Annotated in this window: 14 protein-coding genes and 1 pseudogene; 5 read left to right on the forward strand and 10 right to left on the reverse strand. The window is 45.4% G+C overall.

Going from position 1 to position 12520, the window contains the following annotated elements:
• Positions 1-73 precede the first annotated feature (73 nt).
• Together JMX98_RS06865 and ychF are read right to left on the reverse strand one after the other, a co-directional pair.
• Positions 74-625, reverse strand: coding sequence for a hypothetical protein (locus JMX98_RS06865; RefSeq protein WP_201585506.1), 552 nt, complete (start codon positions 623-625; stop codon positions 74-76).
• 327 nt (positions 626-952) lie between these two features.
• Positions 953-2044, reverse strand: coding sequence for a redox-regulated ATPase YchF (gene ychF / locus JMX98_RS06870; RefSeq protein ID WP_201585507.1), 1092 nt, complete (start codon positions 2042-2044; stop codon positions 953-955).
• Between the two features lie 452 nt (positions 2045-2496).
• Here ychF and JMX98_RS06875 point away from each other — a divergent pair, with 452 nt between their 5' ends.
• The 3 genes from JMX98_RS06875 to arfB all read left to right on the forward strand — a co-directional run bounded on the left by JMX98_RS06875 (position 2497) and on the right by arfB (position 4779).
• Entirely contained in the window at positions 2497-3744 is a 1248-nt protein-coding gene (locus JMX98_RS06875; RefSeq protein ID WP_201585508.1) for an NAD(P)/FAD-dependent oxidoreductase, read from the forward strand.
• Positions 3745-3808: 64 nt separating this feature from the next.
• The gene (locus JMX98_RS06880) at positions 3809-4147 is read left to right on the forward strand and encodes a RidA family protein (RefSeq protein ID WP_075101582.1); all 339 of its coding nucleotides are present in this window, start codon (positions 3809-3811) and stop codon (positions 4145-4147) included.
• A 218-nt stretch (positions 4148-4365) separates the two neighbouring features.
• Positions 4366-4779 (forward strand): alternative ribosome rescue aminoacyl-tRNA hydrolase ArfB, encoded by a 414-nt coding sequence (gene arfB, locus JMX98_RS06885; RefSeq protein WP_075101581.1) that lies wholly within the window; start codon positions 4366-4368, stop codon positions 4777-4779.
• 35 nt (positions 4780-4814) lie between these two features.
• Here the strand turns inward: arfB and JMX98_RS06890 are convergent, their stop codons facing one another.
• Positions 4815-5627, reverse strand: a complete 813-nt coding sequence (locus JMX98_RS06890) for an enoyl-CoA hydratase (RefSeq protein ID WP_201585509.1) — start codon at positions 5625-5627, stop codon at positions 4815-4817.
• Between the two features lie 124 nt (positions 5628-5751).
• Positions 5752-5853, reverse strand: a pseudogene (locus JMX98_RS06895) (zinc ribbon domain-containing protein); the annotation flags it as partial.
• On the opposite strand from JMX98_RS06895, the gene JMX98_RS06900 reads away from it, so the two are divergent.
• Together JMX98_RS06900 and JMX98_RS06905 are read left to right on the forward strand one after the other, a co-directional pair.
• Positions 5853-6104, forward strand: a complete 252-nt coding sequence (locus JMX98_RS06900) for an adenosylcobinamide-GDP ribazoletransferase (protein ID WP_201585511.1) — start codon at positions 5853-5855, stop codon at positions 6102-6104. The pseudogene JMX98_RS06895 and the gene JMX98_RS06900 overlap by 1 nt on opposite strands.
• Positions 6105-6143: 39 nt before the next feature.
• Positions 6144-6425, forward strand: a complete 282-nt coding sequence (locus tag JMX98_RS06905; protein WP_201585513.1) for a histidine phosphatase family protein — start codon at positions 6144-6146, stop codon at positions 6423-6425.
• A 152-nt stretch (positions 6426-6577) separates the two neighbouring features.
• Here the strand turns inward: JMX98_RS06905 and JMX98_RS06910 are convergent, their stop codons facing one another.
• The 6 genes from JMX98_RS06910 to ppsA form a co-directional block, all read right to left on the reverse strand.
• A complete protein-coding gene (locus tag JMX98_RS06910) occupies positions 6578-6847 on the reverse strand; it encodes a hypothetical protein (protein WP_227680069.1) in 270 nt (89 codons plus the stop codon).
• Between the two features lie 245 nt (positions 6848-7092).
• On the reverse strand, positions 7093-7602 hold the full coding sequence (rplI, locus tag JMX98_RS06915) for a 50S ribosomal protein L9 (RefSeq protein WP_075102155.1): 510 nt from the start codon (positions 7600-7602) through the stop codon (positions 7093-7095).
• Positions 7603-7627: 25 nt separating this feature from the next.
• Positions 7628-7855 carry a 30S ribosomal protein S18 gene (gene rpsR, locus JMX98_RS06920; RefSeq protein ID WP_058368567.1) on the reverse strand — a complete coding sequence of 76 codons (228 nt, stop codon included), beginning with the start codon at positions 7853-7855 and terminating at the stop codon, positions 7628-7630.
• 16 nt (positions 7856-7871) lie between these two features.
• A complete protein-coding gene (gene rpsF, locus JMX98_RS06925) occupies positions 7872-8270 on the reverse strand; it encodes a 30S ribosomal protein S6 (RefSeq protein ID WP_075102154.1) in 399 nt (132 codons plus the stop codon).
• Between the two features lie 299 nt (positions 8271-8569).
• Entirely contained in the window at positions 8570-9559 is a 990-nt protein-coding gene (locus tag JMX98_RS06930; protein ID WP_227680070.1) for an RDD family protein, read from the reverse strand.
• Between the two features lie 154 nt (positions 9560-9713).
• On the reverse strand, positions 9714-12098 hold the full coding sequence (ppsA, locus tag JMX98_RS06935) for a phosphoenolpyruvate synthase (protein WP_198336331.1): 2385 nt from the start codon (positions 12096-12098) through the stop codon (positions 9714-9716).
• Positions 12099-12520 lie beyond the last annotated feature (422 nt).

The following is a 12520-nucleotide window of genomic DNA, read 5'->3' on the forward strand; positions in this document are numbered from 1 at the left end:
CATAGCAAAATAGCATCCTTGGTACAGCTGCTACTTAGTACCGCTTTCGTACCACCGTTCAGCGTGATGATCATTAGGCTGTATGGCAGTTAAAAAGTATCTGCTCATCGCTGATGGCGACCTCATCATCTAAGGTTTTGCTAAGTAGTATCGCCTCATCACCACTGACTTGCCAGATGATGCCGTGGCGATCATCAAGACCGATATCGCTCATATAGGTTTGTTGGTCATTGCTCTCAGCGCTGGCGGCCAAGTCGTATTCGATACCATCGATGAGCAAATGCGCTGTCTGCGGTGTACTGTCGCTATGATAAGAAACGCCAATAGTAGCAGTAGGCTCACAAGAGAAAGTAGTGCTGTTGCTGGTATGAGCTGCATGATCGTGACCTGCGTGCGCATGTTCCTCATGACTATGACCTTCATGACTGTGATCTTCATGATTATTAGGCCCTTCATGACCATGTTCCATATCACTATGCTCTTCGTGGCCGTGCTTTTCATGCTCTCTATTGTCATGAATTTCATGACCTTGTTCATGATCGGCGTGGTTATCTACTTGTGCTTCTTTAGATACCGCTGTATCGGTATCGTTGTTTGGCTGACAGCCCAATAAAGAGCCTGCCATCACACTTCCTAATATAGTAATACCTACAAGTCTAGAACAATAATTATTCACAGTATGAGGCCTCAAATAAGCGAAATAAAGATATGTTATAATATAACAATATAGCGATAAAACAAAGCCGATGATGGAGAATATCCAACATCGGCCAATTAATTTTAAACAAGCTATAGTCGATACACTTTAAAAATATCATAGCGCTACTGGGATGCTATTTTTAAACGTAGGTTGCGCAGCCTCTGGGAACGCAGCACGCAAGTAAAATTTATACCAGTAGCGCGTTTAAATCCATAACAGTTTTACATTCAGCTAACTATATACTATTGAAAGTTACACGTTAAATCTAAAGTGCATCACATCGCCGTCTTGGACGATATAAGTCTTGCCTTCTAGGCGAGATTTACCAGCGGCTGCAGCGCCTTTTTCGCCGTTATACTTGATAAAGTCGTCATAAGCGATGACCTCAGCACGAATAAAGCCGCGCTCAAAATCGGTATGAATAACGCCAGCTGCTTGCGGTGCAGTAGCGCCGACAGCGACCGTCCATGCGCGCACTTCTTTGACCCCAGCAGTAAAGTAGGTCTGCATATCAAGTAAGTCGTAACCTGCACGAATCACTTGATCAAGACCGGCTTCTTCCATGCCCATGTCTTCTAAAAAGTCTTTTTTGTCGTCTTCGTCGAGCTGCGCGATTTCAGATTCGATTTGGTTGCACAAAGCGATAACGATAGAGTCTTCGCCTGTGGCATAGTTGCGCACCGCATCAAGATAAGGGTTGTTTTCAAAACCATCCTCGCTTACGTTGGCGATATACATGGTCGGTTTCAAAGTGATCAAACCATAGCTGCGGATCAGTTTTTGCTCATCTTTATCCAGACCTGCTGCGCGTGCTGCTTTGCCTTCAGCCAATAAAGGTTCGATTTTCTTAAACACCTCAAGCATGGCCTGTGCGTCTTTGTCACCGCCTTTGGCTTTTTTGCTTTGGTTTTGAATAGCGCGCTCGACTGCTTCTAGGTCTGCGAGCGCCAGCTCTGTATTGATGGTTTCGATGTCATCAATAGGGCTGACGCGGCCGTCGACGTGGACGACGTTGTCATCGTCAAAACAGCGTACCACATGTGCAATCGCGTCGGTCTCACGGATATTGGCCAAAAACTGGTTGCCCATGCCTTCGCCTTTTGAGGCTCCTGCGACCAAACCTGCGATATCGACAAACTCCATGGTCGTGGGTAGCACGCGCTCAGGATTGACGATATCGGCCAGTTTTTTGAGACGAGGATCTGGCACAGGGACGATGCCAGTATTGGGGTCTTTGGTACAAAACGGAAAGTTTTCAGCAGCGATGCCCGCTTTGGTCAACGCATTAAATAAGGTGGATTTGCCCACGTTTGGTAGGCCGACGATGCCGCAATTAAAACCCATAATGCTCTCTCGATAGTATTATAAAATAAGGTCGGCCGATGCTCGATGAAAGCGCCAGCCAAAATTGGGCATATTGTAGCAAATTTTCCGAGGATAAGGGTGAGGTTGTTGCGGTGTATTTGGACTCAAATATCTGTCGCAAAACTGGTCTCAGTACTGACATCAAAATACACATATGACGATGTCCGCGTTATGGACGCTCTTATGAGCTATCGCCACGTGTGATTTTCGCGTAGGTGCGCCGCAATATCAGGCGAGTGGGGCACTTGCGGGCTTTATTTTTAATAAAATGACTTGTTATTCCTGAAGAAAATACCTTTATTAAAAACGTATAACCAAAAGTATTTTTCGGCGAAAAAATCCGTTAAATACGGGTTTATTAATTATCAGGTTCGCGTTATTATCACCCCCTGATATGCAAGACTCTACTACCTGTTAGGAAAGGATATTCTATGCGCTATGAGGTTATTGTTATTGGTGCTGGCATGGTTGGCACCTCAATTGCGTGGCATCTACAAAAAAATAATTCGCAAGTACTGTTACTAGATAAAAAACTCCCAGGGTCAGAGACCTCTTATGGAAATGCTGGCTTGATCCAGCGTGAAGCCATCCATACTCATCCTTTCCCGCGTCAGCTGACAGAGATGATTCGCGTACTACCCAACCAAGGTACCGATATCCGTTATCGGATACCGGCTCTTTTGCGTTATCATCAAGCCTTGCTGCAATACTGGAAGTACTCGGCGCCAGCCACGGTTAAAAAAATCGAAGCTGAGTGGCAGACGCTGATTGCGCATTGTACCAGTGAGCATCAAACCATGATTTCGGCATCTGGTGCCGATGAGCTGATCACGCGTGATGGATGGTTGCAGCTGCATCGCTCTGAAGACACCTTTAAAGAGGCGATTGAATCAGCCATTGCAGCTCGTGAGCAGGGCGTTGAGCACAACGTACTGAGTCTTGCAGAGTTGAAAGCGATGGAGCCGAGTGCCAATTTTGATGGGTTTGTGGGCGCGATTCATTGGCTCAACTCGTGGCAAGTTTCAAATCCGAGCGCCTTGGTCAAAGCTTACGCCAAAAACTTCGAAGAGATGCAAGGGACGATCAAAGAAAGTGACGTAAAAGAAATCGTCAAAGAAGGTGAAGGCTGGAAAATCATCACGGATAAAGAGACCTACTATAGTGATAAGCTGGTCATCGCCGCCGGCCCTTGGTCAAACGACTTGATCAAACCATTGGGTTATAACCTGCCGTTGTTCCCGATGCGCGGCTACCATCAGCACTTTAAAGTGACGGATAAAAACACCATCCATCACAGTATGTTTGATATGGACAAAGGCTTTGTCATGGGACCGATGCAGCAAGGTATTCGCATCACCACCGGTGCTGAGATGACAACCATGAACGCGCCAAAAAACTTCGGTCAATTACAGACCGTCCTAAAATTCGCGCGCAAAATTCTACCGCTAGATGACGCTGTCGAGAGCGAAGCGTGGGCAGGCTCGCGCCCTTGTATGCCAGATATGAAGCCGGTCATTGGTCCTGCACCTAAGCATGACAAGCTCTGGTTTGCCTTTGGTCACAGCCATCAAGGCTTTACTTTGGGGCCGATGACAGGGCGCATCGTAGAAGAGATGATTCATGATAAGCCGCTATTGGTCGATATCACCCCATTTAGCGCTCAGCGTTTCTCTAGCTAGGCGTTAGAGCTGCTTACCGGACAAACGCAACTTAACTTTCATTAGATATTAAGGATAAAATACGATGAAAAAGCTACACAGCAATCAGCGTATGAGTAAAATCGTGGTACACAACCAGACCGTTTATCTGTGCGGTCAGGTGGGTAACGCAGAAGACGACATCAAAGCCCAAACCCTCACTTGCCTAGAAAAAATCCAAGCATTGCTCGAAGAGGTTGGTAGCGATAAATCAAAGCTACTCTCAGTGACCGTTTGGATTAAAGACATGGCAGACTTTGCTGCGATGAATGAAGTCTGGGATAAGTGGTTTGAAGGCATACAGCCACCAGCGCGTGCTTGCGGCGAGTCTGCACTGGCGCGTCCTGAGCTACTCGTCGAGATGATTGCCACTGCCGCAGAGTAACTTAGCGTTACTACGAGCGCAGCGCTGCTACTAGTATGCAGTCAGAGCCAAACAAAAAGGACATGATAGCGATATCGTGTCCTTTTTCATTGGTATTTTTTATTAGTATTGTCCTTTGGCTTCTTGCTGTTAGCTTTTTTGTCATTACTCTACTGCGGTTTATAAATGCTAAATTAAGCCCCATATCATAAAAACCATATACAATAAAAAAGAGTCTTATGATTTTTATCAGCCATACCATGCGTCTGAGCGATAGCGACGTGGAGATGCATGCCATTCGTGCGCAAGGGGCAGGCGGACAAAACGTCAATAAAGTCGCCTCGGCCATTCACCTACGCTTTGATATCAATGCCTCAAGCTTAAGCGAGGAACACAAACAGCGTTTATTAAACAGTAAAGACAGCCGTGTCACCAAAGATGGTATCTTTGTATTAAAAGCGCAGCAGTACCGTACGCAGGAGCGCAATAAGATAGATGCGCTTGAGCGCCTCAAAGCCTTTATTTTGCAATCCACGAAAACGCTGCCGACACGTAAACCGACCAAACCCAGCAAAAGTGCTAAGCGTAAACGGGTCGATCAAAAGACGCAGCGCGGCAAAATAAAAGCGTTACGCGGCAAGGTGGATTTTTAATCACATGTTTAGTCATGCGTTCTGGCGCGTGAGTCTTATCGTCCCGTCCATACAGCATCGCGCTTTTCGATAAACGCATCAATGCCCTCGCGCACGTCATCTGCCATCATATTGCAGCTCATCACTTTGCTTGCATAGTCATAGGCGTCTGCCAAGTCCATCTCCAACTGCTGATAAAACATATCCTTGCCAGTTTTGAGCGCGACAGAGGATTTGGCAGTGATGCTATCGATTAAAGAGTGTAGGCTGGCCGCCAACTGATCCGCTGGCGCGACACGGTTAATAAGCCCTTGCTGCAAGGCGGTACGGGCATCGATAAATTCACCGGTGATGAGCATCTCAAACGCTTGCTTGCGAGAGAGGTTGCGACTGACAGCGACAGCCGGCGTCGAGCAAAACAACCCGACGTTGATGCCAGAGGTGGCAAACTTGGCTTCATCAGCCGCCACGGCGAGATCGCAAGCGGCGACCAGCTGACAGCCTGCGGCAGTGGCGATGCCCTGTACCTTGGCAATCACGACTTGCGGCATCTGGTTGATGGTCAGCATCATCTGGCTGCATTGTTTAAATAATGCGCTGTGAAATGCTTCATCCGAGTGGGCGCGCATCTCTTTTAGATTGTGACCTGCACAAAATGCCTTGCCAGCTGCCGCGATGACGACCACACGGATATTGCTGTCTTGGGCGATATTGTCCAGCTCTGTCTGCATGGCGGTGAGCATATCGCTTGATAGCGCATTGAATTGTTTGGGGCGATTGAGAGTAAGCGTGACGACGCCGTTTGCCTCTTTATGGTTTTCTCTGATAACGAACGGCTCATTGGTCTCAGACGTATGGGTGTTGTACATTTATCTTCCTTGATAATGGGACATAAACCCAAATGATAGCATGGCTCATCAGTGATATAACAGCTGACCTGTGTTGAATATCCGTTTTGACTTCCTCCCCGACCTCAAGAAACGGGGATTCCTATTAAAGACGGTCAAGCCCGACCGCGAGAATGTTTTTTGCTCCATTAACATCTCTGTTATGGGTCGTTTTACAAAAACGACAAAACCACTCTCTTATACCAAGTGCTGTTTAGTAGTGGTTGGCTATTGGTGGCAGGCGCGCTCGTTGTTTACTTGTTTCCGAGCACTGTGCAGCAGATTGGTCTGAGCCAATGGATAGTAGCGCTGATATTGGCGCTGCTGGCGACAGAATATATGCGCCGCTTATTACGTAGGCGTTTAGATGGCTATACGGGCGATGGGCTAGGGGCGACGCAGCAGGTAAGTGAAATCGCCATATATGCGGGGCTGGCTGCTTCTGTACCTTTTGTCTGAAGTATATAGTCAGTCCTAAACGAAAAAAGTACAAGTATTATGACGCGCTACTGGTATAAATTTTCCTTGCTTGCTAACTTTGCTCACTTGGCGCCTGATGGTGGCGAGAGCTTGCAGCAGCTATTTGAGCGTGTGGAGAACTGGTTAAATGACATGGCTGCACAAAATAGTGGCCAAAAACCAATATTAGCAGTTGGTCATGCAGGCTGGATAACTGCTGCCAAGATGATTGATGCTGGACAAAATATACCGAAGATAGCAGCAGATTGGCCAGCTTCAGTGGCGTACGGGGAGTGCCAAGACTTGCCTTTTCTTTTTTGAGTGTGTTTTCAATGCCAGCTTCCACGATAATACAATTGAACATATACCCTAATGATATGCTCTAATAAAAAGGCTCATAGCAAAAAACTGGCCATGTGTAATGACTAGTTTATTTTATCTTCTGCAGCGATGGACAAGGGCTTTTGCATCGTTTAAGCAATCTTATCAAACCATGCTTTGTTATTATCAGGCGTCATAGAATCGAAACTGACATAAATACCTCTTTCATCTAGTGTGGCATACCAGTGATCGTCATTACTGCCAGTCAGCAGTTGAAAATACTTATTATTTACAATTCTACCGACAGTATAAACCTCACCTTCTGCATAAAACTTATTACCTTGGATACATAACAATTTATCATTGGTATTTATCACACGGCTGTCTAATGTTTTATCGTTCAACGTATTGTTATTTGGCATACTATTCGTCGTACCCTATCAACAAATGAGAGGGCTATAGCATAACAGTCAGATAATTAAATATATAGAGGGTTTTATAGAGGTTATCTTATCATTAAGTATAAGATATTTAAGGGTTTATTGCAGATAGTTGCTAGAGTATATCATCGGGTCGCAACAAATAAGTCAAGCGAGATTAGCAGCGATCAGGAATAAAAAAAGCCAGCGACATGATGTCACTGGCTTCTTTAGACTGCTACACAGGCTTACTCTTCTGAGTAATCTTCGTTGTCGTCTTCTACATCGTCAGCTGCGTCTTCATTGTCGCCATCTTCAGACAAGATAGTAACAAGGATGCTAGCAGTCACGTCATGATGTAGCTGAATATCAACATTGTATTCGCCCACTTGACGTAGAGTGCCTTCAGGTAGCTTGATTTCAGCACGGTCTACTTCTAGACCTGAGTTAGTCAATGCTTCAGCGATATCGCGAGTACCGATAGAGCCAAATAGCTTGCCTTCGTCACCTGATTTAGCACGCATGATGACATTAACGTCAGTTAATGCGTCAGCACGCTCTTGAGCAGTAGCGATTTCTTTTGCTTCTTCAGCTTCAAGCTCAGCACGACGTGCTTCGAACTTTTCAATGTTAGCTTTGGTCGCAGGTAGCGCTTTGCCCTGAGGGATAAGAAAGTTACGACCGTAACCTGGTTTTACATCGACAGTTTCACCGAGTTTACCAAGGTTGACGATACGCTGTAACAAAATAATTTGCATGAGTCATTCCTAGTTAACGGTTAAATTACTGATGGTTGTCAGTATACGGAAGTAGTGAAAGGTAACGAGCTTGCTTGATAGCAGTGGCTAGTTGACGCTGATACTTAGTAGATGTACCGGTAATACGGCTTGGTACGATTTTACCATTATCACTGATGTACTGTTTTAGCAATTCAACATCTTTATAGTCGATGTGAGTGATGCCTTCAGCAGTGAAACGGCAGAATTTGCGACGGCGATAGAAACGTGCCATGAGTATTCTCCTTTAATTAGTCTTCACTGTTGTCGTTGTCGTCGTTTTCACGATTGTCTGGACGACGAGTAGTTGCTTTGCGTGCGCGTTTTTCATCGGCATTCTTGGCTAACTGCGACTCTTCAGTGACAGCTTCGTCACGGCGCATAACTAGACTACGAATGATCGCGTCGTTATAGCGGAATAATTCTTCAAGTTCAGCTAAAGTATCACCGTCAGTTTCGATGTTGAAAAGAACGTAGTGAGCTTTGTGAATCTTGTTGATTGGATAAGCCAATTGACGGCGGCCCCAATCTTCAAGGCGATGGATAGCACCACCGTTGTCTTGAACCAACTTGATATAGCGTTCAACCATGCCGACCACTTGGTCGCTTTGGTCTGGGTGTACAAGTAACACCAGTTCGTAATGTCGCATTATGACTCCTTACGGATTAGTAGCTATTGACCCTATGTCAATAGCAAGGAGATTTATAAGGTAAACCCAACGCCCAGTTTTATAAAATCCTATTTATAAAAATAGTTCTTATAAAATCTTGGAGATAAGCTTAGTTTATAAAGCGCCGTATTATAACAGTAGTGAGTGGCTAATACAAAGGTTAATCACTCACGCATTGCCGGTAATACTAAAAAAGCCAAGATCATACGCTGCTTTTCAGTATTTAAAGAGGTATTTAAGGATAAATTTAGAGATCGAGCTTGTTATTTGTCGGTTGATTATTTCAGAGTTGGCTTTTTTGTCAGCTGACTGCTGTCGGCTTTGACCACCAACGTCTTAGCCAGTTTGTCATGCCAACCGATGTTTTCAGGGCTCTTTAATGCCATGTAATAATGTACCCCGATAATTGCAAATGCAAAGAAACCTAGGATCATGAACAGTAGATAGTAAATGATAAGTAGCAATAAAGTACGAACAGCTATAAGTTTAGTAAAGGAGGGAAGAGTATGCGTGGTTTGATCTACGACCCGAATACCAGTAAGTAACTTGCCCAACGATTGCCCACGGAGCGAGATGAATATTAATTGTAATGCAAGCAAACCAAATATAAGCGCTTGCGACATCATCAAAGTACTGCTAGGAATAGTTTCTATTAAACTTGTAGAATACTCTAAAGCTTTATTTAAAGTTTCTACACTCTCAATATTCTGGAGCTTTGAATAGTCAATGTCTAACTTTGACCAAGCCATTATCATCGGAATGGAAGCTAGTATATAGACGAGAGCATTGATAACAGTCGCCAATACTCGCGACATGATAGGCGCAAGTACGACGTCGCCAATGACTTTGTCTTGGTTGGTGGCAGCTTTATTCAGATGGGTTTTGTTTAATGAGACGTTATGATGCGGGGTGTGGTGACGATTGGTCGTCATGTCGACCTTGGTATTATTCGCCGTATCTTTACGCTCAGGCTTGCCGTACAGTCTATCTAAAGACACAGGCTTGTCGGTTTGCTTACCTGAGGCATTGTCTTCTGGAAAAATAGTGACGTTGTTAATGATAGAGTCATTGACCTCAGCGCCATTAACCGGAGCGGGTGTATAGACCGTTTGGTTGTTGGTTAAGGTGCCGACACGTTGCCATTGCTCCAAGCCTTCATGCCACATCAGGTCATCTAGCACCACTTCGCCAGATGCCAACATGATATTGAGCTGCTCCAAATTGTATGGACCAGCTTGTACGTTATTTCGAGCAAGAAAAATTTGCATAATTGCCTGCATAGTTAGTCAAATATTAAGTCACTGTTTTTAAGCCACTACTTGTCTCACATTATATTAGGGTCTATTTGAAAAAATCAAATAGACCCTAAAAGTAGTACTTGTAATGACTGTGTCAATCACCGTTGTGACTTAATGTAACGGCTTATTTTTTGTCTTCACCAGCTAAGAAGAACCAAGTGTCTAGCACTGAGTCAGGGTTTAGTGACACAGAGCTGATGCCTTGTTCCATGAGCCAGAATGCTAGATCTGGATGGTCAGATGGACCTTGACCACAGATGCCGACGTATTTGTTTTGCTTACGGCAAGCTTCGATAGCCATGGTCAACAGTTTCTTAACCGCAGGGTCGCGCTCATCAAATAAGTGAGAGACGATACCTGAGTCACGGTCAAGACCGAGCGTTAGCTGAGTCAAGTCATTAGAGCCGATTGAGAAACCATCGAAATGCTCAAGGAATTCTTCTGCCAATAGAGCGTTGGTCGGTAGCTCACACATCATGATGACGCGTAGACCATTCTCGCCGCGTTTTAGGCCATTTTTCTCAAGCAGTTCGATGACTTGACGTGCTTCGTCAGTGGTACGAACGAATGGAATCATGATCTCAACGTTGGTCAAGCCCATCTCGTCGCGGACACGTTTTAGTGCTTTACACTCAAGCTCAAAGCAGTCGCGGAAGTTGTCAGACACGTAACGGCTGGCACCGCGGAAGCCTAGCATTGGGTTTTCTTCTGATGGCTCGTATAGCTTACCACCCAATAGGTTGGCATATTCGTTTGATTTAAAGTCAGACATACGAACGATGACAGGCTGGTCCATAAAGGCAACCGCTAGGGTTGAGATACCTTCGACCAATTTATCAACATAAAAATCGACAGGTGAGGCGTAGCCTGCGATACGCTCATGAATGGCTTGTGAGATTTCGCGTGGCAAGCTATTCATGTTTAGTAGCGCTTTTGGATGCACACCAATCATACGGTTGATGATAAACTCAAGACGGGCAAGGCCGATACCTTCGTTTGGCATTTGGGTAAATGAGAAGGCGCGGTCTGGGTTGCCGACGTTCATCATCACTTTAAATGCTAGCTCTGGCATGGTCTCGACAGAGTTGGTTTGTACTTCAAAGTCGATCTGACCTTCGTAGATAAAGCCTGTGTCGCCTTCGGCACAAGAGGCGGTGACGTCTTGACCGTCGACCAATAGCTCAGTGGCGTTACCACAACCAACAATCGCTGGTACACCTAGCTCACGAGCAATGATAGCCGCGTGACAGGTACGGCCACCGCGGTTGGTGATGATCGCAGAGGCGCGTTTCATGACCGGTTCCCAATCTGGATCCGTCATATCAGAGACTAATATGTCGCCTTCTTCTACTTTGTCCATCTCGTTTAAGTTGGTGACGATGCGTACTTTACCTGAGCCGATACGCTGACCGATTGAACGACCTTCGCACAATACTTTGGCATCAGTGGTATCGATGACATAACGCTCCATGACATTGCTGTCTTGGCGGCTTTTGACGGTCTCAGGACGAGCCTGTACGATAAAGATTTCACCGCTGTCACCGTCTTTCGCCCACTCGATATCCATCGCTTGGCCATAATGCTGCTCGATGGTGACCGCTTGCTTGGCAAGTGAGGTTAGCTCTTCTGTGGTGAGTGAGAACTGCATGCGATCTTGTTTTTCAACATCAACGGTTTTCACTGATTTTGACGTGCTGCCTTCATCGCCATACACCATTTTCTTATGCTTGCTACCGAGGTTACGGCGAATAACGGCAGGCTTGCCATTGGCAAGTAATTTTTTAGAAATATAGAATTCGTCTGGGTTCACCGCGCCCTGTACGACCATTTCACCTAGGCCATAACTTGAGGTGATAAAGACCACTTGATCAAAGCCACTTTCGGTATCAAGGGTAAACATCACGCCCGCGGCGCCTGTTTCTGAGCGTACCATACGCTGTACAGCAGCCGATAGTGCCACGCCTTCGTGTTCAAAACCTTTATGCACGCGATAAGAGATGGCACGATCGTTATACAAAGAGGCAAATACTTCTTTAATAGCGATTAGGACGTTATCAATACCGCGAATATTCAAGAAAGTCTCTTGTTGACCAGCAAATGACGCATCTGGCAAATCTTCGGCAGTCGCAGAAGAGCGTACCGCAACCGCGATGTCTTCGCCGCCGCTCATGGCTTCAAATGACTTGCGTACTTCTTGCTCAAGGTCGCTTGGCAGCGCTTGCTCAATGATCCAAGTACGGATTTTTTTACCAGTGGCAGCAAGTTTGTTGACATCGTTGACGTCTAAGGTTTTTAGCTCGTTGTTGATCTTATCGAGCAAGCCTGTTTCGGTCAAAAAACGATTGAACGCATTGGAAGTCGTCGCAAAACCGCCTGGAACACTAACGCCTAAATCAGATAGGTGGCTGATCATCTCGCCGAGTGAGGCGTTTTTACCACCGACCATATCGATGTCGTCTTTTCCTAACTGATCTAGATTGATTACAAGTGCTGTAGATTGCGCTGCCATGATAACTCCAGAAAATAAGGTTATTTAGTAAAGATTATAACGGTGAATTATACCGCTATATTTGCAGAATTTCGAGGGGTTGAACCAAAAAACTTGTGAAAAAGATACAAATTGTCGGATTTGCTACATAATTTATGATGACGCTATAGAAACAGCAATTATAAAGGGCTATCTGTGTCCAAAAAAGCTAAGAAAAAAATCCGTTTGTTGATATCTCCAAGCGCCCACCGTTTCGACTGATTTTACCAAAACTACCAGCAGTGATAACCACTAAAGCCATCGATGGATGTTTTATAAAGCCCGTCGCCTCAAAAACCACATAACATGGCTGGTTTTAGGAGGTATGGCGCGGCTATTTGATCGTCTTTGCCGCGCATAGCCTTTGTGCCGGTATGGATGTTGGTGATAAGTGTACGCCTGTA

The sequence above is a fragment of the Psychrobacter sp. HII-4 genome, assembly GCF_904846595.1.
Classification (GTDB): Bacteria; Pseudomonadota; Gammaproteobacteria; order Pseudomonadales; family Moraxellaceae; genus Psychrobacter; species Psychrobacter celer.